This window comes from Veillonella parvula, assembly GCF_002005185.1.
GTDB lineage: Bacteria > Bacillota > Negativicutes > Veillonellales > Veillonellaceae > Veillonella > Veillonella parvula_M.
On sequence record NZ_CP019721.1, the window covers coordinates 1930026 to 1955109 of the forward strand.

Sequence of the window (25084 nt, forward strand, 5' to 3'; positions counted from 1 at the left end):
CTACTTCTCCAAATGTTTTTTAACTATATCTTCAATATCAGCAATATCAATATTACCCTTGAACTTCTCAGGAATAGTAACTAACTTAACATCAGTTATCATATTACGAAGTTGTTCTTTAGTATAAGACATATTTCTATTATAACTCAATATACTAGTTAAAGCTGTCGTTCCATCCTGAATATAAAATACCATTATACCCTCTTTATTAGCTTTCTCTTGTTCCACTAAAATACCTGGTACACCATCATTCCATACAATGCGTTTAGAGAAATGGACAAAGTCTTCAGGCGATTGGACTGCATTCATAATCACCTCATCCATAAAGCTAGCTAGCGCAATAGAATCAGTTCCACGCTCCTTAGCTATGGAATCTATAAAGATAGTTTGTGTTATACCAGAAGGACTTTTATAAAATAAACCACTTTTAAAATCTGCTAAAGTAGCACTAACTTTTGCATCATTAAGAATACGATAAATAAAATTTTCACCGTCTATTTTTGTTGTATGAGAATATACATTGCTATCTGTTAAAGGTTTAATAGATGGTAACACATAATTAACCAGTATGGGACTAATTACCTGCCCCATATCCCGCTTAGCTTCAGTTATACCTACATGATATCGAATAGTCGAATCATTATCAAAAGCAAAGTTTAAATTAGAGTAAAATTGAGCTTTATTATTTTTCTTAATTTTGCCATACAAAGAATCCCAATAGCTATCCATTAAACCAGCATAAGAAAAACTCGCTCCGTGAATATCTTCTGGTTTATAAGAAATCGATTCAAACTCTTTTATGTTTGTAGGTCGTTTATAATCTTTACGTAAATCCTCTTCCGTGATCGAATTAAATGGCTTTCCCATATAATCAGAACTTTGCCAATTCTGCTTATTTTCAACTATTAAGCCTGTTGTCATATTATGAGAGAAAAGTTCATACCCTATATATTTATCAGTTATATTATGTTTCTGCACTTTATAATAACTCATATAAGGTACAAGGAAACGAATCCCTTTTCCACTATGATCAATAACCTCTGTTTGCCCCTCATACAGATTAAGGGGACCTACATAACTTTCTCGAATGACTGTTTCAGCCTCTTTTTCAGATAGGCCATTATCTCTATATAGCTGCTTAGTTTTATCATACTGTTTACTCTTTTGAAAGTCTCTCAAGGCTTCCTCTTGTATATTTCTAATTAAGGAATCATGATGTATATAACTTTCATAAGCATTTGCAGAAATTCTATTATCCGCACCGGGAATATTAACATCAACAGCCCCTACTAAACCAGTAATTAAGCTGATATATACTGAAAATACTATTGTTTTACGAATCATTTATCTCTCCAATTTTAAAATTCCCAACTATAGTACGTTAATTGTAACATAGTCCAATTTTTTATGAAAATTTTCTCCGCCTGTCATATAATAGAATAGTTAATAATTACATTTGGAGGTCCCTATGAAATATACTACCATCGTTTTTGATTGCGACGGCACATTGCTCAATACAGCTACAGATTTAGCCAACGCCGTAAATCATGTTCTACGTACACATAACTTCCCTGAAAAATCTCTAGCAGAGATAAAGGCAGCTCTGGGTAATGCAGTAACCTATTTGATGCGTCAATGTTTACCAAGTTCTGTAGCAGATAACGAATTAGAGCCATACATTGAGGAATTCAAAGCTTACTATGGTGAGCATCTAAAAGATACAACAGCTCCCTACCCAGGCATCCTAGATATGCTTGATGTATTGCGTGAACAAGGTTATAAATTAGCTATCGTATCTAACAAAATCCAAGAAGGTGTAACACCACTTAATAAAGAGTACTTTGGCGATCGTTTGCCTGTTGCCATTGGTGAACGGCCAGGATTACAACGTAAACCTGCTCCAGACATGGTGTTACAAGCGTTAAAAGAACTAAACTCTACATCGGACGAATCTATTTATGTAGGTGACTCTGAAGTTGACGTAGCTACTGCAGAAAACTCCGGCCTACTTTGCATTGGTGTTACATGGGGCTTTAGAGAGGAATCGCTCCATCAAGAACTAGGCGTAACACATATTGCTCGTAAAGCAGAAGATATTCTAAGCATTGTTGAAACCTTGAATAAATAATATATACACCTACTCATGGACCTTATGATAGGATTAGCCATATTCAAGATACTACTCATATATTGAGTATAGTCATTGACATATTCTAAATTCTTGTCAATAATCTATAGCAAATTCATATAAATAAGAGATTTATAATTTAAAATCGTACAAAATTGGGAATTAAAATCTTAAAATTCTCATTTTGTACGGTTTTTCTTTTATTTGCTCAATTTTATTTCATTTTTCACATTATACATTTTACGCATAGCTCCTATTTCAAATCTATTGCCTCAAAAATGTGATATATGTTACATTTATGGGGCAGTGCTTTCACATAGATACGCCGTCAATTCAATAGAGAGTATATTAAACAGGATATGACCGCACAATACCATGTGAATATTCTACTGTATGGTTGTAGTTAGTTGACAGAGAAATGAGGAACAAATGGAAAAGGAAGTAAGAAAAGTTGAAATGAGTGAAAATGTAGCAGATCCTACAGGTCTTGGTCTACTAGGTTTAGCTATTGTATGTTTTGTGGTATCCACGTCCCGCGTAGGCTGGTCTGGCCCAACAACATCCGTTATTATACCTTGGGCTGTTTTATTAGGTTCATTGGCCCAATTAATGGCAAGCTATTTTGATTTCAAGAAAAACAATCCATTTGGATCCGTTGTATTTGGTGCGTACGGTTTATTTTGGTCTGCAATGGCTGGTGTTTGGTTAATCCAAATGGGGTCTTTCGGTCCTGAAATTCAAAAAGGTTTCGATGTAACACAATTAGCATTCGCTTTTGTAGGCTTTTTAATCTTCTCTATCTTTGGTACTATTGCATCTTTGAAAACAAACAAAGTTGTATTCGCTATAATGCTACTTATCTGCTTCCTATTCTTCGGTCTAGCAACAGACCTATTCTTAGGCGGCAAAACAGGCTTCTTCGCTCTTGCAGCATGGTCTGAACTATTCATATCCCTCTTGGGCTTCTACGGTTCTGGTGCTGTACTTGTTAACAAAGTATTCGGTAAAACTATATTTCCTTTAGGTAAAAGCATATTATAATAGTTTGAAAACTATATAAACTCTTGCACAATAAAAGAGGTTCCTAATGGTCACAAGTTGACTCATAGGAACCTCTTTTTAATTTACTTTTACTATACCCGTTCAGCTAAATATTACAGACTGACTAAATACATTAGGATAAACAAATATGGGCGTCTGATCAAATACACCTTATTTATAACTAAACCGCGCATCCATAATCATCTGGCGCAACTGCTCAATGCGAACACCATTTGGTAGCTTGTCTCTATAAAACTGCAACTTATAATAGTAACGAGTATCTTCATAATCAGTAACTAATACCATATCCGTCCTATTATGTAATGGCCAGCCATACATAAATTCGGCTAGTAAACTACGCACACCATCATTATCGACCTCTGTTACATCATACTTAATAGGCAATACCATCTTTGCAGTAGGTTCAGGAACCGTTCTATCTTTAACAATTTTTTCAATCTCTTTATCTAAAGAAATACTTGTATTATCGATAGATCTAGCCTTCACATGCATGAAGACACCATCAGAGGTTCTAAAGGCTCTGCCATCTATATCTTTAGTTTCCCCTTTAGTCTCCACAGAGCCCTTCAATACACGGAACTGATACGGACCAAAAAACTTGGTTTCTGTAATAGCATCTAAACCCTCATCATATTGACCATTATGTATATTCGTAACATGTATTAGAGGTCTAATATCGTTAGCGTTTGAAAGCATTGGTGCCGCTAAACACAAACCTAAACTTAGTAATGTAATACAACGTTTCATAAATATCTCCCCCACTAAACACTAATATTAATTGTATTGTAACATAGTTAATTCGTTTTTATGATAGTAATTACAAAACGAAAGAGGTTCCTATTGGTCACCTAGGTGACTATTAGGAACCTCTAATCTATTTACTTTTATTATTCACAACACTATATTGAACTTGAGGCCTCTAAATGGGTCCAGCCTTTGCTAATCTTCTAGAGATTGGCGGTGATCAATATGAGTACATTCAAAGTGTTATCGCTCATGATTTCCTTTGGCATACTTGTGGCGACCATTATCATGGCAGCAAAGTGATTGACCTCTAGCTAAAAGCTAGCTTTCTAATCGTGGTATGAAAAAAGGCCCGACATTGAGAGTCAGACCGTTTCTTCAACATTAAATTCTAGAAGCGAAGTCTGGCGTCGAAACCATTTATGCCTCACTTTTATATAAATTATATCATATCTAAACACAGAAAGGAATCGAATTGTTTCTTTCCTTCTTTTCTTTTATAAAGCCTTATAGTGCATACGATAGTGACTTATATCACCGACAAGATGTCCTTTCAATTGCTATATTTGTAATATATTCCTACTGGGCTGACGGATACGTAGAATTAACTACATGCACAGTAGCACACATCGTGTAATAGCCGACCGTCTGGGCAAGCTTTTGTTCAGATGGTCTTTTTTATTGCCTTCCCGTAACAAATGCTTCTTTATCTATATCTGAATATTCACCTATATGAAAGGAGTTTTCTTATGAGAAATCGTTGGTTTATTGCATTGGCAGCCATTGGTTTGCACATATCCATTGGTAGTGTATATGCGTGGAGTGTACTCACACGTCCTATTATGGCAGATATGGGTTTTACTTTATCGCAAACAACATGGACATTCTCATTAGCCATTTTAATGCTCGGACTATCTGCGGGCTTTCTTGGATCCTTTGCAGAAAAAATTGGCCCTAAGAAAAGTGGACTTCTCGCTATGTTATTCTGGGTAACGGGATTATTGGGTACGGCCTATGCACTTAGCATACACAATCTTACCTTACTCTATCTCTTCTACGGCATCATCGGTGGCATTGGACTAGGCATTGGTTATATAACACCAGTTTCTACACTCGTGAAATACTTTCCAAATCGCCCAGGATTTGCTACTGGTTTAGCTATTATGGGTTTTGGGTTTGCTTCTCTCATTGCAGGGCCTCTTATGCAATACCTTGTAGCTCAGGTTGGATTGGTAGATACTTTCATTATCCTCGGTGTAATCTATCTCGTAATTATGGGCGCCTCTTCGCTCTATTTGAAAGCACCTCAACCAAAACACCCAACTCGAACTACGAAAGATAAATCCGCCATGTACGTTCATACCCATGGCATGCTAGCCAATGATGCCATGAAAACTTGGCAATTCGGGGCCCTTTGGTGGGTGTTCTTTATTAATATTACCTGTGGTATAGGCCTACTATCCTTAGCGTCCCCTATGGCGCAAGAAGCCATTGGTATGACACCTACAGCAGCTGCATCACTGGTTGGTATCATCGGTATCTTCAATGGCGGAGGGCGCATTGCATGGTCTACTATCTCCGATTACCTTGGACGAGCACAAACTTACATACTATTCTTTATTATAGAAATCGTCGCATTCTATCTACTCGCCCAAACCAATAGTGCGCTAACATTCCAAATTTTAATTCTTCTCATTATCACATGCTATGGCGGCGGATTCTCCTGTATGCCAGCATATCTAGCTGACCTCTATGGTATACGTCAACTATCGACTATTCATGGCCGTATTCTAACTGCTTGGGGATTAGCGGGCATCGCAGGCCCTATGCTCGTATCATACTTTCACGAAGCAGGATATGGCTATACTACTGCTTTAGAATGTTTTGCCGCTCTATTTGTGTTAAATACAATTATTGCTATAATCTTAAAAATATACAGTAAACGAAGACTGCATAACTAATACGTACTGCCAAATAAGGAAATCTCCCTAGTTGCTATCATATTACAACTAGGGAGATTTTTTACTTATGTATATATCTTTTACAATTACTATTAAGATATGATCGAATTATAATAGTCGATTACATCCTTAAGGTTTATATATTCCTCACGAATATATAGACCATCAATGTGTTGTCTATCAACGTGTACTACAGTTCTCCTTTCACCTGATGTAGGTATGATTAAAGCATTTCTAATAATGGCATCTTTATATTTACCACGCAAATAATAGTAATAAAATGCTTGCTTATAATTAAATGCATTCACATCATTAGAAAAATACTTGGAATCAAACAATAAGATTAATGGTTGAGTTCTACTAGTTACAATTTTTAAGTAATGATCAAACTGTATTGAAAATCGACTACGTTCACCATTTTTACGTTGCTCGATATCCATGTTATCTGGTTTTATTATATTTAGCTTGGTAGGTTGTAGCTCCGTTGTAATTTCATAATCATCACCCGAGATTAGTACATGATTAGACAAATACGAATGTACCATACGTTCCCAAAACCATTCAAAATACAGAGTTAGAAACTTAGAGGACTTACTATGATTACTTTTCCATTGAAAGTATCTTATCAAAGAGTTCAACAACAACCGTTCATGATCCTTGAAAAGACGACCAATTAATGTTTGTAATTTAGAGATGCAAAAATTGTACTCGTCAAAAATAGGATTATAAAATTTACGTTTATAAGGATGGATATCATCTAATAAAGATTGAAATGATTTATAAAAATCATATAAGACATAATCCATACACTCAGTTATAAAAATTGACTCATCATATTCACAGTTAACTATAAATGGAGAATATATAAAATTTCCATCACTTAATAAAGGACGAATTGAATTTATTGTTTGATGCCAATTGATGTGCCCTTTATAACCTTTAGAGGTATCCCTTATTTGACGATGATATAATCCAAGCTCTAAATAATATCTAAGAATATAATGATATGCATCTACAGGAATCGTGTCAGTTAATTGTCCAGGCTCAACCCCATACAATTGTCTATCTTGCTCTATAATATGTAATATATCTTTCATCGATTGTAATATCCATAACTTCTCATCTCGTGAAGTGACTTTACCAACATTATAGTGCTTAGGAAAGGATAGTAGAATATTACCTTCTTTCACTACCATCCCTACAAACGAGCAGCTCAACCTCTCATTATATCGATCACAATATGGATAAATATCCCAATCGTCGCAAAAAGACTCTGTCAAATTATCACCATCATTAATAATTTCAAAGTGATAGTCCAATACATCCTTTTCCATATCATAACTTCCCATATTGCTCGATTACAGATTTACTTAAAATATTTTCTCGCTTCTCAAATGCATAATATAATTGACTAAAAGATGTTATACCGTCAGCAAAAAGGCTTCCACTAGTATACGAAACACGCTCTACATCCTGCCATAAGTAATGTAATAATTTATTAGCAACTTGATCTCTATTTAAGTCATCATTACCTTTATCCTTTAAGAAGAAAGGCCCTAGCTGTTTGTCTTCTGCTAATCCTAAATCATTTATTATAACATGATTGATTGCTTGATATAGTTTTACCCACTCATACTGATTGTCACTTGTAAAATTAATACTAAAATTATTGACGTAGCCATTATTATTTGACTTAACAGGTTCAACTCCGACATATTTAAAATCGAATCTTCGTTTAAACGCAGTATCAATAACATTAACATTTTGATCACTTGTATTAACGGTACCTATGATATGTAAATTCTTTGGAATAACAATCTTATATCCTGGCTTTATAGCTCCATTTAAAATAAGGTATTCATAAATGGATTTATTGTTAATACCATACATGCTTTTACCTGTATCATCTCTATCCAATAGCTGGAATATGTCACCAAAAATACTAGCAATATCACCACGAGACATTTCCTCTAAAATAAGATATACATCTATACCACTATCTTGATTTCTTAACGCAGCAAATAGAGCAGTTGTAAAAATTCCTGGTACAAATTCATAAGAAATTTTCCCATCTTTTGTTACAGGCATAATATTACCTACAAAATCAAAGTAAGAGTAATCACGATAAATAGTGGTACGGAAAACATAAGGGTTATCATCACATTCATTGAAGCTTGGATAACTTTGTCTTATTAAAAAGCTTATACTATAACTTTTGCCAGTACCAGGTGCACCATACAACATTATCTGTAGTGGATGTTCTCTTTGATCTATTGGTAAAAATATTTTACTACTTTTTATAAAGGGTGATAATTTAGGTATAATACTTTCAAATTTATTAATAATAATATCTGCTTGAGTATCTGAAATTGAGGCAAGCCCACCTTGAAGATTTAATGAACTTCCATCATTAAACCAACTATTAATCTCATAAAGACTTATTGGGTTATCAAATTTATGTACACAACGTAATACGGCTTTGTTAGTTTGTAAATCAGGTAAAATTAAATAATCAACAATTTGAAAAACACAAACTATGGAACCCGCAGGTTGATTAGAGCCCGCTCCAGAATCTTTATTATACCCTAAGCCAAATCTTCCGATTTCTATGTTCTTTTCAGTTGCATAGTTGTACGTAACAACATCACCAACTTCAAGTTGATACCAAGAGAAACCAGATTCTTTAAAGTTTGCAGTTGCTCTCCATAACAATCTCTTTTCATTTTTTGCTACATTAGCTGCCTTTGTTTTTTTCTTAGTTATCTTTTTTCGTCTCGCTTTCCAATAAACTTGCGCTTTAGCCCTAATTTCTTTTTCCACATTTAATGTTGATATATCTAGTTCTTGACCTTTTGGTGTTAATAAAATACTACTATTTTGACCTTTACCCTCACGACTTAAAATACCTAAAACTTCTAGCTCTTTAATTGCAAGACTAAATCTTTTAGTAAAATCCTTATAAGGGATTCCTGTTTTCTCTGAAGTATATACAGCTTCAGCATATTCAGCAATATATGGATCCATCTTAATTATTTGAGAGCGTAATTCTGCTGCCGTTAATGGACTACTCGATTGACTAAGTATCGTTAAAATAGGTTTTATTAAATAAGAAACTCTTTCCTCTGTTGTTAAATTATCAATATACCCCATATTTTCCCCTACATTTTTCCAATAAAAAAGTATACCAAATCTTTTAATCTAGCTATATTACTTATATTTTATCATAGATAAATCAAATTATGAATATTTCATGAACCACAAAAATATAAATATTTAGTACTGAAAATAGAAAAGGTCCTAATAGACAAATTAATGACAATTAGGAACCTTTCATATTTTTACTTTTATTATTACTAACACTATATTGAGCTTAATCCCGCTAAATGACCCAACCGTTACTAATCTTCTAGAAATTGACAATGAGAGATTATATGAAAAAAGGCCCGACATAGAAGTCAGACCGTTTCTTCAATTCAATAAATCTAGAAGCGAAGTCTGGCGACCAAACCATTTATGCCTCACTTTGATATAAATTATATCATATTAAACCAAGGAGAGAAATCTAATGGTTTCCTTCTCTGTTCTTTTTACACCTAATAGACAGGTTGCAAAGGTTATGAATGACTACATTAGTAGTCATTCATAAGACTTCCAATTCCAATTTCTTCATACCTTATTAATTTAACATCAGAATATCACTTCAAATATTGATGAAAAGCTCTTTCTGCTGCAATCATTTCAATGGTAATATCATTGATATCACCATTAGTATGATTTTTAAGTAACCCTAAAGATCCTGTTCCCAATATATAATCTTCATCCCCCTCAGTAGGCATTAAGAAGCTATTTTTAGTAATTATCAGATGATTCTCAGTAGCAAAATCACGATAGGCTAATTCATATAGAATCTGTTTTGTCAACGACTCAATGCCAGGTACATTACTTATATTCCCATTTTCATCAAAGGATGTATTATAATACTTAGCATCATAAATAACTAAATTATCATTTTCAAAAGTAACAATATCTGGCATTAAAGTATTAGTAGTATCATACTGATCTGACCCCTTTTGCCTCCATTTAGGTTTATCTATAATATTCTTTAAGTATGTCCGTTTTTCTACCATATGTTTATAGGTATATCCTAATTCAGACAGCTTTTTATCTAAGCTATTATTCTTAATAACTGCACAGACATCTTGCCATACTAGATTAAAACTATTAGTCCCAATAAAGGATATTTCATCAGAAAGATTATTCGATTTACTCTCTAATAAATAGTTTTTTAAAAGTTTTAGTATATTTTGTCTATCAGAGCGAAATTGAACAGATATCTCTTGATTTATACGATTAATAATATAATCAAGATCACCTAATGTACTAAGACTTTCTTCAGTAAAAAATACAGAGGTCATATTTAATATAGAAAATATCTCTTGAAACTCCATACAAATTAAAGTTAATACAATTCGATGCAAACGATAAAAGAAGTTATTAATATTATTCTCTTGATTTAGTGTAAACCAATCAAAATAAATTGGTGTATCTTCGATAATATAAGCATCACTCATAGAAACAGTCTGATTCCACAGTATTTGCCCATCACCATTAACTTCAATAATACTCTGCTCAGATTTATATAATCCGTTTTGCATATAATCCTTTAATAGTTGAATAGCAATAGATAACATATTAATAAAATCTGATTTTTCACTATCATCACTAACTTGTTTCTGCTCCTTATAATTATATTTTTCTATTACTTGTAAGATTAATTTAATGAGTGGGTATCCCAATTGACTATCATTAATATAGGTACTTTCATTAAGATACTTTGGATAAACAAATAAGTAGCTATCTCCTAATTTTAATATCCCTACATATTGAAAGTAATAAATATCCTTATTATTTTTACATAAAGAAATTAGAGATGATTCATCCATAAGTATTGATAGGTCTTTAACTTTTGATATTGAAGTACATTTTAATATATTTAATCTCCTAAGTTCACGAGCTACATAACTTAATTTTTTACCTTCTAGATTTAGTAAATCTGCCAATTCGTCGCGAGTATAAGCTTTCCATTCTTGAACTAATTTAATTTTCATCTGTCGAATCCTGATTATTGTTAGTACTAATAGGATTAATATCTATTTCTTCTCTAAATATAGTAAGCGGGTTATCATCAAAAGCCATACACAATTGTGAATAGGTTCCATAAATCCCCTCTTTAAACAATTTACCTCTAAAGGCACGTGCTGCATCCTCATATAAATACATTAGTACTTTATCTTTTAATACTTTTGAAATATATAATTTGTCATTATCGTTCAATACATTTTTAGATACGAAATATGGACCAAGTAATTTATCCTCTGGAATATTTAACTTAGAAAGTCTCTCATTAATCTGTTCACGATAATCATTCCATTTATATTCTTCATCACCACATTTAAATATATAGGATTCAAACTCATCAGAATTGTTATCAACAGCATCATTTACACCTAAATAGGTAAATTCCCAACGTCTCTTAAAAGCAGTATCCATAGGCATAACACCTTGATCAGCACTATTCATTGTAGCCCAAATATATAAATTATTAGGTAAATAAAGAGTAGAAAAATTTTCTCCTAATTTCTCCTGAATATTTTCATTTAATAATTCATCTATAAAGGCTTCATTTTTAAAGTAGTCTTGTAACTCTTTTGTAACAGCAATACTATATTCACTCTCACCATTACTATTCCGGTCTAATAATTGAAATAAGTCACCAAATACAGCTGCAACATTTGCTCGGTTGATTTCCTCAATAATAACTAAGTAGTTTTTATCTGGATTCTTCAATGCCTCAACTAGTTGATTAATCAATATACCAGGGACAAATTTATAAGTAATTTTTTCAGAATTATCTCCTGTAGGATATGGTTTATACTGCCCCACAAAATTACCATACATATAGTTAGGATGGAAAGTAACACGCATAAAATTCTCTCCAAAATACTGTTTTGACTCTTGATTTAACTTATAACTTTTGCCAGTTCCAGGAGCACCAAAAAAAATCCGCTGATGAGGAATATTTAACGGCTCAACTATAGTAGGTGTACTAAAAAAAGAATATTCATGTAAGTTTTTATAATTATCTAAATAAAAATAAAAAAGTTCCTTAGTAAATGCATAGACATATTCATTACCTTTTCTTTGTCTTGCAAATCCAGACGTAATTGCATCGGCAATTGTTTCAATTTTAATTTGTTTAGAAATAGTACCATTAGCATCTGAATATTTTAATTTCCAAGCACAAATAACAAGGTTATCATTATAATTATAGATACCTAAATGTAATACACACGCTCCATTTGTTAAAAGATGGTATGCATAATTAATATATTTAGAATATTGCTGTATTCTTTGTTCATTCTTTAAGCTATTTCTACCTCCCGGTGTACAATTTTTTATACATACATAGAATGTATAATTTTTACGGAAATTTGATACATTAATTTTATAAATCTCAGGATAATCTTCTACCGCTTCAATACTATTTATTGTGTTACCATTAACCATTAACACTTCTTCTAAAAGATTTTTAACATCTATATTAGTTAACGAATAATTATATTCTCCTGAAATAATTTCTCCGCAATTAGTAGCCCACTGGTATTCAGACATATTTTACCTCATTTTTTAAAATACTGATTCATTATTGCATTTGCAACTACTTCTACCATTTTAACTGGTACAGCATTTCCAATTTGTCTCCATTGTTCACGAAAATCCCCACTAAACTCATATTCATCTGGAAACGTTTGAAGTCGTTTAATCTCATTTATTCGTAAAAATCTATTTTTCCAATGAAACGGCCCCATATTATTAGAAAAACTAGCTTGGATAGTCCAAGATGGTTTTTTAGGTGATAACTTTAGCAAAAAAGACCAATATCTAGATCGCCATTTAAATATCGGATTTGGATAACCTCGCTTTTCAGTAAAATATAAATAATTATCACCAGGAGGTACCAATTTCAATAATTCTTTATGTTTTGATCCAGCCTGCATTTCACTATCAATAGGTAAATCATAATCCAAATCACCTATTGCTTCTCCACATGTGACCCAAGGTTTTCTTTCAAATAATTCAACTTCTTTATCTGGATTATAATGTGTCGGTTCTGGAAATAAAAATCTTTCACCAAAGTCCTCTCTAACGCCAACACATATAAAGCGTTCTCTCATTTGAGGTACCCCATAATCTGCAGTATTCACTACTTTATAAGTTAACTTATAGCCCAATTTTGTTGATTCACTAATTAGCAAATCAAACGCAGCTTTATGCGGTTTATATACAAAACCAAATACATTTTCAAAGAAAAACACCTTAGGCTTTAAAATTTCTAAAGCTCTAAAATACTCATACAAAGTAAATGCATTCTCATCTTCTAATGCACGTTTTTTTTCAGTACGATAAAATCTTGACTTTGAATAAGCCGGACAAGGTGGTCCACCAACTAAAACATCAATATCATCAACAGTATAATTTATTGATGATAAAAGTTCTGTATAATTTATTTTTCTAATATCATCACAAACTACCAAAGAAGATAAATGATTATTTTTTAATGTTTCACATGCTGGAGGCCAATAATCCGTAGACATCAAAATATTAAATCCTACAGATTTAAAACCTATATCGATTCCTCCACCCCCAGAAAATATACTTACGACATTAGGCATTACATTAAACTCTCCTTTACATACTCAATCATTGCTGCCCCCATTAAACAAGGTACTGCATTGCCAATTTGTTTTTGTACACTTCGTCTACTTCCTTTAAATATATAATCCTCAGGAAATGTTTGCAATGCAGCTATTTCTGGAACACGTAAACGTCGATTCTCCCAATGAAAAGGCCCCACCCATGGGCCTGGTTGCGCAGTTATAGTCCAAGATGGCTTATCTGGTGATAACTTTAATAGAAAACTCCAAAATCTTTTATCCGCTATAAATTTAGGATTAGGATAACCTGCCCACGCTGTTAAAGCCTTATAATTCTGCCCAGGAGGAACTTCACATAGATCATCATAATATGTTCCTCCTTTTGTTACCTCATAAGGTTCGAAATATTCATCTCCAGAATATGGTGCCAATACATTACCAACAGATACATATGGTAATACCCCCTCTTGTAAAGAATCCGGATTTCCATGTGTTTTCCTTGGTGCTTCAGATATAAAATCTCCTTTTATACCAACTATAAATAACCGTTTTCGTTTTTGTGGAACTCCATAATCTAAAGCGTTTGCCCTTATAATTTTATAATTATATCCTGCCTCTTGAATCAATTTAATAAAAGAATCAACAATAACTTTATTAGTTGGGTGGAGTAAGCTTTCAACATTTTCAAAAACAAAACCATCAGGAGATAATTCAAGAACTACACGTAAATATTCATCAACTAAAAAGGCTCTAGGATCATTAATGCCTTTTCTAGTTTCATGTCCAACCCAATATCCTGCTTTAGAAAATGGTTGACAAGGTGCTCCGCCTATCACTATGAATTTATCAAACTCATATTGCATTATTTTATCTCTAATAATATTACTCGAAATTTTACTCAAATCACCTTGAATAATAGTAGTATTCTTGAAATACTTTTTATTAGACTGAAGTGTCTCAATGCAATCTTTTTCTATATCAGTACTAAAAATAACTGGTACATCTGCCATATGACTAGCTATATCTAATCCACCAGCACCAGAAAATAAACTAATGGCTACTATTTTATTCATATAAACTCCATAAGATACTAAAAAACTATATACAAAAATATAGTATTAAATAATAGTTATATAGCAAAATAGATATTTAATGTATACTCCAAAGGGAACATATATTCTATTATACAAAATTAACTTTAATTTATCTATATATCATTTTACCTTCTAATTGTATTATATTAGTAATATAATACAACTTATAATTATATTATGTTCAATAAAAAATTCATACTTTTAATTTTAAGTAAGTAAAACTAGAAAATATTAACACTATGATTATCTACTCTTCCACAAAACAATCCTTCATCCAAGATTTCGAACAAGGTGTCTTGGTAAAAAAGCTACATCAAACGTTAACAGAAAAATATCGTCGTGTAGGCGAATCTGAAATTCATTCATGGCAAACTTCATTATCTTATATGGCTAATGTCATGCGTGATATAGCAATACCAGACTTGGCCGGTGTTGCCATTGAATATATTGTTCCAAACACCCAAAAGCGTGTCGATTTTATAATTACCGGTCTTGATCAACATAATAAAGAACATGTTATTATCGTTGAATTAAAACAATGGGGCGAAGCTTTCAAAGTAGCAGATAAGGATAATATTGTATCTACCTATCTCCGTGGAGGACTCCATGAAGTTACGCACCCATCCTACCAAGCCTGGTCCTACTGTAGCCTCATTGAAAACTTCAATGAAGATGTACAGACGAGACCTATTGAATTACATCCATGTGCATTTTTACATAACTTTGATGAAAGCATCTCAACTGAATTACGAGATTCAATCTATAGCGCTATATTAGACATATCCCCTATGTTTACATTAGGCCAAATGAATAACTTACGTAACTTTATCAAGACCTATATTCCAAAACCTGACACAACAAATATCATAGAGTCTATCGAGCATGGTAGGCTCAGACCATCTAAAGCACTTCAGGATTCGATTCTAAGTATGTTGAAGGGCAATAAAGAATTTGTTCTTATTGATGACCAAAAGGTTGAGTTCGAACGTATAAAAAAAGCTGCCCTAGATGCTATTAAGAATAATCAAAAAACGGTATATATAGTTCGTGGCGGGCCCGGCACTGGTAAAAGTGTTGTAGCAATAAACTTATTAGCTGAATGTATCCATAACGGCTATATAGCGCAGTATATTACATCTAATGCAGCACCACGAAATGTATATAGTACCATGTTACAAAAAGGATTCAAGAAAACAGAGATTAAAGCATTATTCCAAGGTAGTGGCACATTCCATACACGTTCTAAAAATGCACTTCAAATTGCAATTGTTGATGAAGCACATAGATTACGTGAAAAATCTGGAATGTACCAAAATGAAGGGGAAGACCAAATCAAAGAAATTATTAATGCCTCCCTCTTTAGTGTCTTCTTTATTGATCGAAATCAACGTGTTACTTTTAAAGATGCAGGTACTATCGATAAAATATTAAAGTTTAGTACTGAGCAAAAGGCTCTTGTTTATGAGGGCGCACTAGAATCCCAGTTCCGTTGTAATGGCTCTGACGGCTATTTAGCTTGGTTAGACAACGTTCTTCAAATTGCAGAAACAGCAAACTATGATGGTTTTGAAGGTGATTATGACTTTAGGATTTTTGATGATCCTAATGCTATGTATGCTGCTATAAAAGCAAAAAATGAGATAAACAATAAGTCTCGAGTTTTAGCAGGCTATTGTTGGGATTGGCCTAAGGAAGGTCGAACAACTTCTCTTGTAAAAGATATCCAAATACTGGAACATAATTTTGGAATCAGCTGGAACTTAGAAAATTCTACCACATATGCAATAGATCCAGATTCTATTAATGAAGCAGGCTGTATTCATACCACTCAAGGCCTTGAATTTGAATACGTAGGTGTTATTATCGGTGATGATCTACGTTATGAAAATGACAAACTCATCGTAGATATTAATAAACGTGCTAAAACAGATCAGTCTATCAAAGGTATCAAAAAACTTTTAAAAGAAAACCCTGAAGAAGGACATCGTATTGCAAATGAAATTGTAAAAAATACATACCGTACATTAATGACACGTGGCCAAAAAGGTTGCTACATCTACTGTACAAATAAAGACTTAGCCAATTACTTTAAATTAGCCTATAATCATCAGTTAAGCTATACTTACGATGAATCTCAAGTTGTTCTAGCGACACAACCAATGGCCGCCGATAAAACGAGTTCTAATACAACAAAATAGAGTCTTAAAGACTTGATATAGTAAAATGAGCCTGTGGCACTATAATAATATAGTGCTACAGGCTCATTTTTAATTATTATTCAACTCATAAATAACGACTACTTAGTATTCTTAATATCATAAGTAACCATTTCTTTTGGCATCTTAGCCCCCAGTCCACTTTGGAATGTATGATAGTAGTCCTTATTGTTATTAGTATCTACATATTGCACAATATCACGATAGTCTTTTACCAATAGATTACTATTATTAGACATAATAAAGTGCGTATATACAAATTGTTTGTCATGAGATATTAACATATACAAAGTTGTATTAGGGCGCTTAATTTGCAAGTATACAGATGGCATAGCATCATTCCATACAGTAGCAAATTGAATTGGTTGTCGCATCGAATATTTGTCAGACATAATGATACTTCGTACAACTTTTGGGAATATATTCTCTAGATGTTGCATATCAGTATCTGCTATTGGCATCACCATAATCCCTTCTTTATAATGATTGCTATTATGTATGTACATATACGAATCGCTTTTATCTACCCGTACCATTTTACTTGTTTTTAGTATTAAAAATGTAAAATCATTAATTTTCAATGTCTTACTTTTAGAAAAGATATCCTTAGCGGGTTCAATAGATGGTAGAACATAGTTTACCAAAGGTGACATTATAATTTCTTTAGTCTTATCTACACCTTGTTTCTCCAATGAATTCAACTGTTTTTTAGGTGTCAAATTGTAACCGATATGATAGGAAATTGTAGGTGTATCCTTCATTGTAAAATTGATACTCCCTACCATCGGAGTCCCCTTAGCATATGTTACATCCCATGTGGCTTTTTCTATAGTAGGATACATAAATTTATCAGCATATAAAGAAGGATTAGGCGCTTTATACACTCCAGCTGTTTTCTCTGCAATAGCTTTCATATCATCAATAGTCAACTTGTTATATGAAATCTTACTATCTTCCCAATTATTTCCAGCTGGTTGATGTCGTAATTCATAGGCCATAATTCCATTAGGACTCATAATTATTGCCTGTTTGAAAGCAGAGGTGCCATCTGAAATTTTTTCAGTATTACCATACCTACTTGGATATGGCATAGTAAATTTTATATTTGCTCCATCCTCCTTTAAAATAAATACTGTTGAAGAAAAATTTAACGAATGGTTTAACTCACGATTTGAATAAATTACCTTATCTAAATCTATATCACCATTACCTACCACAGCTTTGGGCATATAATCTTTTATTTCTGCTTCAACCTCACGTTCCATCTTGTGTACATCTAAATCAGTCTTGCGATAATTTTGATATGCATCCTTTGATATTGTAGGATCCGCACCTGGTATATTAATATCAATCGCATGACTTCCTAACGTAACACAGCTAAAACATAGTGTAGCCATCAATATACGTTTCATAATAGACTCTCATCCTTTCACATAATGCCTCTCAAATAGTATATATGTATAGAATATCATATTTTAGTTGACATTTAGTAGTACAATATAAGTATAGAAATGAGGAGGTGATACCTATGAAGTTTACAAAACGTATGATTGTCATGACGCTTTTAGCCGTGACAGCGGCTGTATCTACAGGATTTGCTTATGATTATGTATGCAATGGATCACAAGCAAATTGCAATACCAATGCTCAGTATAAATGTAATGCAGATACTCAATACAATTGTAATACAAACGCTCAATACAACTGTAATAATAACAATACAGTTTGTAACAATACTAGCCAAAGTTACTGTGGTCAAAACTCTAATACTAGAGGATGTGGCGGATATAGAAGATAATATGATAAGTACACTAAAAGCCTATAGTACAGTATATGTACTATAGGCTTTTATAGAGTTTATAACAAGAATACTATTTAATGCATCAATGTACTGATAAGACACAATTTAAAGCTACACTTGTATTAGGAGTTCATGCGGTTAAAGTATTCAATGGCTTTTGGTGTAAAACCAATATAGGTATTACCAGCTGCGTACGGTCCTAGTTCATATGGTTGGTAAACTAAATCAATGTTCCCCTTACCACGTAAGCAATAGTTATCGGTTACATATTTTACACTCCATCCACTTGGAATATAGCTCTTTGTATGATTACCTGTATAATAACTTAATACATGGGATCGTAAGCCGTTATCCAATTGTGCTTCATTCGCAATTTTTATATAGTTATATAATGGAATGCGTTGACCTGTTACTTTATTATATACAAGACCTCTTGTATTATACATACCATGAGCAGCTCCGGCGTAGTAATAATAGGTAGTTAGTAGGATTGAAACAACTTGACTATCCTCATAGGTAACCTTATAGTTTTGAGAAACTTGATAAATATGTTGGTTGTAATACATATCCTTTGCTTCGAGTACATAATTTGCAATATCTGTATTAATAACTCTTTGAGCATAAGCATGATCTGTATAAACTAAAGGATACTTTAAATCTAAATTTACATCTGATTGACTGCCTGTAACAACAGTTGCATACGTTGGTACAGTTAACATAACACCTAACATAGAGGTCATACATAGCTTTTTAAAGATTCCCATAATAATGTCTCCTTTTACAAGCACCTTAAATAGGTTTATTACTATGTTAGTTCTACAAGCTATAATAAAACTCCTCTTTTATATTTTACTTTTTTGATAGTTTATTTCACTTTATAAAACAGCTAAAATGATTTAGTATTTTACACTAAAATATAAATGTAGCTATATCATACTTTCACCATACAAAAAGGACCCTCCAAAGAGAGTCCTTAATCTGTATTATTATGCTATTAAGCGTTTTTAGCTACTTCCATAAACTCATTTATCTTATTTCTTATGAAGAGTCATATTTTCAAAAGCTGTACCATAAGCTTCTTTAAAGATATAGTTACCTACAACATATTTAGGATCACGCAAAGCTACATCAACGTATTCTTGTTGAATATTACCGAAATTTCCCAAAGCCACACCTTCATAATTAAAATCTTCCACACTATTTATCGTTAATTTCATACCAGAGCTAGCTTGTTTAGCATATATGAGGAGTGAATAGTCTTGTGCATACTGTGGAGTACGTAATACGCTGGCTACAGAATGGTTTATATCATAACGATAAGTAACTAAAACCTTATGAATATATGAGTTAGTTCTACGACTATTATTATTTTCAACCTCATATACAACGGCCTGTGCTTTATAAATAAACTCATTCTCTTCTACTCTTTTAATGGAACTTTTATCTACAAAATACGTAATAGCATTTTCTCCTGTAAGAATAGGAACATTATTCTTATCATTTTTAATAGCTTCCATCGATATAGCTTGGATCTGTAATGGTATTACTATACATACTAACAATAACATAGAAAATAATTTTTTCATTATTTTAATTCCCCTCTTTCAATATTTATTACACACATGATATCTATAGGATATCATATCATATTATAAAAGTATTGATAATCTATTACTTTCACCAAATAAAAAAGGACCCTCCAAAGAGAGTCCTCAATGTATATTGTTATGCTATTAAGCGTTTTTAGCTACTTCAACAAGTTTAGCGAATGCTGCTGCATCGTTAACTGCCAAGTCAGCCAACATTTTACGGTTTACTTCAACGCCTGCTTTAGCTAAACCAGCGATGAAACGGCTGTAAGTTGTACCGTTGATGCGAGCCGCTGCGTTGATACGAGCGATCCACAATTGACGGAATTCGCGTTTTTTCGCACGACGGTCACGACGAGCGTAGTACAACGCTTTCATTACTGTTTCGTTAGCTTTTTTGAACAAACGGGAACGTGTACCGCGGTAACCTTTAGCTAATTTTAAAATCTTTTTATGACGTGCATGAGCTGTAACGCCCTTTTTCACTCTTGCCATTGTATATTCCTCCTAAATTACGATGTATCGATCTAATAGTTAACGATTAAGCGTATGGTAAGCATTTAGCTACGCGTTTGTGGTCAGCTTTTGCAACCAATGTAGCTTTACGTAAATTACGTTTACGAGCTGGAGATTTTTTCTCAAGAATGTGGCTTTTGAAAGCTTTCGCACGCTTGAATTCACCAGTACCAGTTACTGCGAAACGTTTAGCCGCTGCGCGACGAGTTTTAATTTTTGGCATAATATAATCCTCCCAATACCTTATTTACTTACTAAAATCATGGTCATGTTACGACCTTCTAATTTAGCTGCTTTTTCAATAGACGCCGTTTCTTTGAGTTCTTCAGCAAAACGTGTCAACACTGCCATGCCTAGTTCTGGATGTGAAAGTTCACGACCGCGGAACATGATAGTTACTTTTACTTTGTTACCTTCAGCCAAGAATTTGGATGCGTTTTTCATTTTTACGTAAAAGTCATGGTCTTCAATATGTGGACGTAATTTGACTTCTTTCAAAGTTACGATTTTTTGTTTTTTCTTCGCTTCTTTCTCGCGTTTTTGTTGTTCATAACGATATTTACCGTAGTTCATAATGCGAACTACTGGTGGTTTAGCGTTAGGCGCAATTTCCACAAGATCAAGATGCTGTTCTTCAGCCAATGCCAACGCCTCACGGCCAGACATAATACCGATTTGTTCGTTTTCAGGACCTACGACACGAAGTTCACGAGCACGAATCTCTTCATTAATGCGTGGTGTATCCTTGCTAATAGCGTTCACCTCCAAGAGAATAAAAAAAAACGGACGGCAAGCACCATCCGAATAGAATTCTCTATATTAACCTCATACTTCTTGGTATTAGGTGAGTGGCGGATGGCCTCTGCTTCATAAATTACTTAATTATAATAACAAATTAGATAATGAAAGTCAACAACAATCTTAAGTTGCTCTCAGCAATTTATTATTACAACTCTTTTAGTATAACAGAGATTATAAGTTCTGTATATAGGCATACTTACTGACACCTATCCCCCTTTATGTATACAATATTTCTATAATATGATTATTAATTCTATAGAAAAATACGATACAATAATATATATAATATATTCTACCTAGCAAGGTATTATCTAACTGGGTATTATTTAAGTGAGTATTATCTAGCTATGTATTATCTAACTAGATATTATTTAACTGATTATTATCTAACTAAACATTATCTAACTAAGTATTATACAGTAATAGGTATTACACAAACTGAAAGGGGTTTTATCATGAGTGTAACAACTAGCTTGCCTCCTCAAAAGGCTCGTACAACAATTCAAAATATAGGTCTTATTCTTGCCTTTATTGTTTTAGGTAGCATTTTATTATTACCTACACCAGAAACATTATCTACCGGTGGTCATCGCATGATTGGTGTCCTCGCCTTTGCTATCATCTTGTGGATGACATCGGCTGTATCCTATCCGGTAAGTGCGACCATGATTACAGCGCTCACTGCCTTATTACTAGGTTTCTCTCCAAATCCAGAAGCGCCAGCGAAAGCTATGGGCACAGCCAATGCCTTAAAGCTGATTATTTCAGGTTATTCTTCCCCTGCGATGATTCTCGTAGGTGCAGCTATGTTCATTTCCGTAGCCATGCGTAAAACAGGTCTCGATCGTCGCATAGCCATGCTCGTATTATCTAGTGTAGGTACAAAGGTTAGCCGCATTTATTTAGGTGTTATTATTACAGGCCTTATTCTCGCATTCTTTGTACCAAGTGCAACGGCTCGTATCGCTTGTTTAGCTCCAATTATTATCGGTATCGTCGAAAACTTAGGTATTGAACGTAAAAGCCGTGTAGCAGCCCTACTCATGGTAGGTGCCGTACAAGCAGATACATTTTGGAATATTATGATTCAAACAGCTGCTGCTCAAAACCTCGTAGCTGTTGGATTTATGCAAACACAGATGAATACATCTGTAAGTTGGATTGATTGGCTCACAGCAGCTGCACCGTTCTCCATAATTATGGCTATCATTACCTACTTTGTAACGCAAGCTTTTATCAAACCAGAGTTTAAAGAGCTCGTTGGCGGTGATGTCCAACTCGCTAAAATGCGTAAAGAAATCGGTCCCATGTCATTTGATGAAAAGAAACTATTATGCATCTCCATTGGTTTATTAGCATTGTGGGCAACAGGAGGTAAACTACACTCCATCGATACTACGACAACTACAATCATAGCAATTGCCTTATTCTTCTTCCCTAAAATTGGTATTATGGACTGGAAGTTTGCACAGCCAAACATCGATTGGGGGTCGATTGTCATGTTTGGGGCTGGTATCGGTCTTGGATCTGTATTACTTAAAACGAAAGCTGCTACTTGGCTCGCACAAGTATTCGTAAATGCCTTCTCCCTTGAAACGGCAAGCGTGTTCCTTTTGATTGCTATTATGGCTGCCTTCCTGATTTTAATCCATCTTGGATTTGCATCAGCTACAGCTCTCTCTTCTGCCATGATTCCTATCGTAATATCCATCGTTATGGGACATTCCGCAGAAGGACTTAATCCACTTGGCGTAACAATGCTCATGCAATATGCAATCTGCTTTGGTCTGGTATTGCCAGTAAACTCACCACAAGGCATGGTAGCTTATGGTACAGATACATTCGACGTAAAAACATTTATGACTACAGGAATTCCATTAACCATCATCGGCTATATCATGATGCTTGTATTTGCACTTACATACTGGCACTGGATTGGAATTGCGTAAGTCTAAATATTCTAAATAGACCAAACACTCTAAATAATTCTAATATTTTAAATTAAACATACTATAAGAGGCTCTGTCTTAAGACAGAGCCTCTTGATTTTTATATGAGTTTCAATATAAAACGTCTATATTCTTTTCGATGTAAAGCTTTCACAAACAATTATTTATTCTAATTCCTTACCTTTAAGTTCCGGAATCAAGAATACGGTTGCCAATATATCGATTACATAGATAATAGCCAAGAATGCAATTGCCACTTGGTACGAGTACATTGAGATAATCATACCTACTACCATTGGGCTAAAGCCACCTACGGCGCGACCGATGTTAAATAACACGTTTTGAGCCGTTGCGCGAGCACTTGTTGGATAGGCTTCTGCCATTAAGGCACCATACCCACCCATCATACCATTTACAGAGGCCCCTAGAATAGCGCCGGCAAATAGCATAGCTGTTGGATCAGATAGTTGAGAATAAATCAAAATAGATGCCACAGCACATACTTGGAACAAGATAAATGTTGGTTTACGGCCAATTTTATCAGCCAATCGTCCGAATAACCAAATGCCGACCATCATACCACATACAGTAACAGCAGTCCACAAACCAGATTTTGTAAGGGAAAACCCTAATTGCTTACTCAAGAAATTAGGCAACCAAATCATAATACCGTAGTAACCAAAGTTTTGAACAGATGTTAAAATAGCAACACCTATGGAGGTCTTTGTAGTTCTTACATCTTTTACTAATAACTTGAATGAGTTCGTATGGGAATGTTCCTTAGTGTCTTTACTTTGAACAAAGATTTCTGGTTCATGTAATTTCGCACGGAAGATCCAGGCCACAAAGGCAGGAATAATGCCAACCATGAACATACCACGCCATCCAATATAAGGAAGTAATACGGGTGTTAACAGTGCTGCAGCCAATACGCCTAACTGCCAGCCGATGGCAACATAGCTTGTTGCCTTTGCACGATGCTGTGCAGGCCATGCTTCAGCTGCTAAGGCCATACCAATACCAAATTCACCGCCTAAGCCGATACCGGCAATTGTCCGATATATGAGAAGATCCCAATACCCTTGTGCAAAAGCACATAGACCAGTAAATACAGCAAATAACACAATAGTCCATGTCAACACACGAACACGACCAAACTTATCTGACAAGGTACCAAAGATAAAGCCACCGATTACGGCACCTACCAAGGTCCACGTCACAAGTGAACCTGCTTGACCAGTAGTCAAGCCTAAGTCCCCTGAAATCAAGGTTAGCATAAAGCCAAGAATCAAGAGATCAAACCCATCCATGGCATAACCTATAGATGAACCAATAACAGCTTTCCAACCGTATGAATTTACTTCTTTCATAGTCATTTCCTTTCGCTACTCACAGGTAACAATTAAAGAGAATATAATAATAAAATCCCCCTCATATAATCTCACCACTAATAAATTATACAGACTAATCATAATTGTGCAAGATGTGAGGGGGATTTTTATCAATAT

The 25084-nt window shown here is 33.9% G+C and carries 22 protein-coding genes and 1 riboswitch; of the genes, 7 read left to right on the forward strand and 15 right to left on the reverse strand.

What is annotated here, in order from left to right; all coding sequences use genetic code 11:
• The gene (locus B1A77_RS08975; RefSeq protein WP_077708531.1) at positions 1-1344 is read right to left on the reverse strand and encodes a hypothetical protein; all 1344 of its coding nucleotides are present in this window, start codon (positions 1342-1344) and stop codon (positions 1-3) included.
• A gap of 124 nt (positions 1345-1468) precedes the next feature.
• Here B1A77_RS08975 and B1A77_RS08980 point away from each other — a divergent pair, with 124 nt between their 5' ends.
• Positions 1469-2128, forward strand: coding sequence for an HAD family hydrolase (locus tag B1A77_RS08980; RefSeq protein ID WP_077708532.1), 660 nt, complete (start codon positions 1469-1471; stop codon positions 2126-2128).
• A gap of 429 nt (positions 2129-2557) precedes the next feature.
• Positions 2558-3169, forward strand: coding sequence for an acetate uptake transporter (locus tag B1A77_RS08985; RefSeq protein ID WP_077708533.1), 612 nt, complete (start codon positions 2558-2560; stop codon positions 3167-3169).
• 171 nt (positions 3170-3340) lie between these two features.
• Here the strand turns inward: B1A77_RS08985 and B1A77_RS08990 are convergent, their stop codons facing one another.
• A complete protein-coding gene (locus tag B1A77_RS08990) occupies positions 3341-3937 on the reverse strand; it encodes a hypothetical protein (RefSeq protein WP_077708534.1) in 597 nt (198 codons plus the stop codon).
• Between the two features lie 176 nt (positions 3938-4113).
• Between B1A77_RS08990 and B1A77_RS10315 the strand changes: the two genes are divergently transcribed.
• Positions 4114-4248, forward strand: coding sequence for a hypothetical protein (locus B1A77_RS10315; protein ID WP_021148298.1), 135 nt, complete (start codon positions 4114-4116; stop codon positions 4246-4248).
• Positions 4249-4507: 259 nt separating this feature from the next.
• Positions 4508-4595, forward strand: a riboswitch (ZMP/ZTP riboswitch).
• Positions 4596-4683: 88 nt separating this feature from the next.
• Positions 4684-5895 carry an L-lactate MFS transporter gene (locus B1A77_RS08995; RefSeq protein WP_077708535.1) on the forward strand — a complete coding sequence of 404 codons (1212 nt, stop codon included), beginning with the start codon at positions 4684-4686 and terminating at the stop codon, positions 5893-5895.
• A gap of 92 nt (positions 5896-5987) precedes the next feature.
• Here B1A77_RS08995 and B1A77_RS09000 read toward each other — a convergent pair whose 3' ends face one another.
• From B1A77_RS09000 to B1A77_RS09025, 6 genes are all read right to left on the reverse strand, one after another.
• Positions 5988-7229 (reverse strand): LlaJI family restriction endonuclease, encoded by a 1242-nt coding sequence (locus tag B1A77_RS09000; RefSeq protein WP_187658821.1) that lies wholly within the window; start codon positions 7227-7229, stop codon positions 5988-5990.
• 1 nt (position 7230) lies between these two features.
• Complete coding sequence (locus tag B1A77_RS09005; RefSeq protein ID WP_077708537.1) at positions 7231-9045, reverse strand: AAA family ATPase; 1815 nt, start codon at positions 9043-9045, stop codon at positions 7231-7233.
• A gap of 545 nt (positions 9046-9590) precedes the next feature.
• Positions 9591-11003: an LlaJI family restriction endonuclease gene (locus B1A77_RS09010; protein ID WP_077708538.1), complete on the reverse strand. Its 1413-nt coding sequence runs from the start codon at positions 11001-11003 to the stop codon at positions 9591-9593.
• Complete coding sequence (locus tag B1A77_RS09015; RefSeq protein WP_077708539.1) at positions 10993-12567, reverse strand: McrB family protein; 1575 nt, start codon at positions 12565-12567, stop codon at positions 10993-10995. The genes B1A77_RS09010 and B1A77_RS09015 overlap by 11 nt, the downstream gene beginning before the upstream one ends.
• A gap of 8 nt (positions 12568-12575) precedes the next feature.
• Positions 12576-13628 carry a DNA cytosine methyltransferase gene (locus B1A77_RS09020; RefSeq protein ID WP_077708540.1) on the reverse strand — a complete coding sequence of 351 codons (1053 nt, stop codon included), beginning with the start codon at positions 13626-13628 and terminating at the stop codon, positions 12576-12578.
• The gene (locus B1A77_RS09025; protein ID WP_077708541.1) at positions 13628-14683 is read right to left on the reverse strand and encodes a DNA cytosine methyltransferase; all 1056 of its coding nucleotides are present in this window, start codon (positions 14681-14683) and stop codon (positions 13628-13630) included. The genes B1A77_RS09020 and B1A77_RS09025 overlap by 1 nt, the downstream gene beginning before the upstream one ends.
• A 260-nt stretch (positions 14684-14943) precedes the next feature.
• On the opposite strand from B1A77_RS09025, the gene B1A77_RS09030 reads away from it, so the two are divergent.
• Entirely contained in the window at positions 14944-16902 is a 1959-nt protein-coding gene (locus B1A77_RS09030) for a DUF2075 domain-containing protein (protein WP_077708542.1), read from the forward strand.
• A 98-nt stretch (positions 16903-17000) separates the two neighbouring features.
• On the opposite strand, the gene B1A77_RS09035 is transcribed toward B1A77_RS09030, so the two are convergent.
• Entirely contained in the window at positions 17001-18332 is a 1332-nt protein-coding gene (locus B1A77_RS09035) for a hypothetical protein (RefSeq protein ID WP_077708543.1), read from the reverse strand.
• Between the two features lie 116 nt (positions 18333-18448).
• Here B1A77_RS09035 and B1A77_RS09040 point away from each other — a divergent pair, with 116 nt between their 5' ends.
• A complete protein-coding gene (locus tag B1A77_RS09040) occupies positions 18449-18718 on the forward strand; it encodes a hypothetical protein (RefSeq protein WP_024061940.1) in 270 nt (89 codons plus the stop codon).
• 125 nt (positions 18719-18843) lie between these two features.
• On the opposite strand, the gene B1A77_RS09045 is transcribed toward B1A77_RS09040, so the two are convergent.
• The 5 genes from B1A77_RS09045 to infC all read right to left on the reverse strand — a co-directional run bounded on the left by B1A77_RS09045 (position 18844) and on the right by infC (position 21588).
• The gene (locus B1A77_RS09045) at positions 18844-19485 is read right to left on the reverse strand and encodes a PdaC/SigV domain-containing protein (protein WP_077708544.1); all 642 of its coding nucleotides are present in this window, start codon (positions 19483-19485) and stop codon (positions 18844-18846) included.
• 267 nt (positions 19486-19752) lie between these two features.
• On the reverse strand, positions 19753-20307 hold the full coding sequence (locus tag B1A77_RS09050) for a hypothetical protein (protein ID WP_077708545.1): 555 nt from the start codon (positions 20305-20307) through the stop codon (positions 19753-19755).
• Between the two features lie 147 nt (positions 20308-20454).
• On the reverse strand, positions 20455-20805 hold the full coding sequence (rplT, locus tag B1A77_RS09055; RefSeq protein WP_004696335.1) for a 50S ribosomal protein L20: 351 nt from the start codon (positions 20803-20805) through the stop codon (positions 20455-20457).
• A gap of 46 nt (positions 20806-20851) precedes the next feature.
• The gene (rpmI, locus tag B1A77_RS09060) at positions 20852-21049 is read right to left on the reverse strand and encodes a 50S ribosomal protein L35 (RefSeq protein ID WP_004696338.1); all 198 of its coding nucleotides are present in this window, start codon (positions 21047-21049) and stop codon (positions 20852-20854) included.
• A 20-nt stretch (positions 21050-21069) separates the two neighbouring features.
• Positions 21070-21588 carry a translation initiation factor IF-3 gene (gene infC / locus B1A77_RS09065; protein WP_077708658.1) on the reverse strand — a complete coding sequence of 173 codons (519 nt, stop codon included), beginning with the start codon at positions 21586-21588 and terminating at the stop codon, positions 21070-21072.
• 494 nt (positions 21589-22082) lie between these two features.
• On the opposite strand from infC, the gene B1A77_RS09070 reads away from it, so the two are divergent.
• Positions 22083-23576, forward strand: coding sequence for a DASS family sodium-coupled anion symporter (locus B1A77_RS09070; RefSeq protein WP_077708546.1), 1494 nt, complete (start codon positions 22083-22085; stop codon positions 23574-23576).
• A 164-nt stretch (positions 23577-23740) separates the two neighbouring features.
• Here B1A77_RS09070 and B1A77_RS09075 read toward each other — a convergent pair whose 3' ends face one another.
• Complete coding sequence (locus B1A77_RS09075) at positions 23741-24946, reverse strand: MFS transporter (RefSeq protein ID WP_118091340.1); 1206 nt, start codon at positions 24944-24946, stop codon at positions 23741-23743.
• Between the last annotated feature and the right edge of the window lie 138 nt (positions 24947-25084).

Coding starts and splice junctions, on each gene's coding strand:
- B1A77_RS08995 (WP_077708535.1), top strand. CDS start 4,684: ATGAGAAATCGTTGGTTTATTGCATTGGCAGCCATTGGTTTGCACATA.
- B1A77_RS08975 (WP_077708531.1), bottom strand. CDS start 1,344: ATGATTCGTAAAACAATAGTATTTTCAGTATATATCAGCTTAATTACT.
- B1A77_RS08985 (WP_077708533.1), top strand. CDS start 2,558: ATGGAAAAGGAAGTAAGAAAAGTTGAAATGAGTGAAAATGTAGCAGAT.
- B1A77_RS09040 (WP_024061940.1), top strand. CDS start 18,449: ATGAAGTTTACAAAACGTATGATTGTCATGACGCTTTTAGCCGTGACA.
- B1A77_RS09045 (WP_077708544.1), bottom strand. CDS start 19,485: ATGGGAATCTTTAAAAAGCTATGTATGACCTCTATGTTAGGTGTTATG.
- B1A77_RS09005 (WP_077708537.1), bottom strand. CDS start 9,045: ATGGGGTATATTGATAATTTAACAACAGAGGAAAGAGTTTCTTATTTA.
- B1A77_RS08990 (WP_077708534.1), bottom strand. CDS start 3,937: ATGAAACGTTGTATTACATTACTAAGTTTAGGTTTGTGTTTAGCGGCA.
- B1A77_RS09020 (WP_077708540.1), bottom strand. CDS start 13,628: ATGCCTAATGTCGTAAGTATATTTTCTGGGGGTGGAGGAATCGATATA.
- B1A77_RS09070 (WP_077708546.1), top strand. CDS start 22,083: ATGAGTGTAACAACTAGCTTGCCTCCTCAAAAGGCTCGTACAACAATT.
- rpmI (WP_004696338.1), bottom strand. CDS start 21,049: ATGCCAAAAATTAAAACTCGTCGCGCAGCGGCTAAACGTTTCGCAGTA.
- B1A77_RS09015 (WP_077708539.1), bottom strand. CDS start 12,567: ATGTCTGAATACCAGTGGGCTACTAATTGCGGAGAAATTATTTCAGGA.
- B1A77_RS09035 (WP_077708543.1), bottom strand. CDS start 18,332: ATGAAACGTATATTGATGGCTACACTATGTTTTAGCTGTGTTACGTTA.
- rplT (WP_004696335.1), bottom strand. CDS start 20,805: ATGGCAAGAGTGAAAAAGGGCGTTACAGCTCATGCACGTCATAAAAAG.
- B1A77_RS09030 (WP_077708542.1), top strand. CDS start 14,944: ATGATTATCTACTCTTCCACAAAACAATCCTTCATCCAAGATTTCGAA.
- B1A77_RS09025 (WP_077708541.1), bottom strand. CDS start 14,683: ATGAATAAAATAGTAGCCATTAGTTTATTTTCTGGTGCTGGTGGATTA.
- B1A77_RS08980 (WP_077708532.1), top strand. CDS start 1,469: ATGAAATATACTACCATCGTTTTTGATTGCGACGGCACATTGCTCAAT.
- B1A77_RS09050 (WP_077708545.1), bottom strand. CDS start 20,307: ATGAAAAAATTATTTTCTATGTTATTGTTAGTATGTATAGTAATACCA.
- B1A77_RS09000 (WP_187658821.1), bottom strand. CDS start 7,229: ATGGAAAAGGATGTATTGGACTATCACTTTGAAATTATTAATGATGGT.
- B1A77_RS09075 (WP_118091340.1), bottom strand. CDS start 24,946: ATGAAAGAAGTAAATTCATACGGTTGGAAAGCTGTTATTGGTTCATCT.
- B1A77_RS09010 (WP_077708538.1), bottom strand. CDS start 11,003: ATGAAAATTAAATTAGTTCAAGAATGGAAAGCTTATACTCGCGACGAA.
- B1A77_RS10315 (WP_021148298.1), top strand. CDS start 4,114: ATGGGTCCAGCCTTTGCTAATCTTCTAGAGATTGGCGGTGATCAATAT.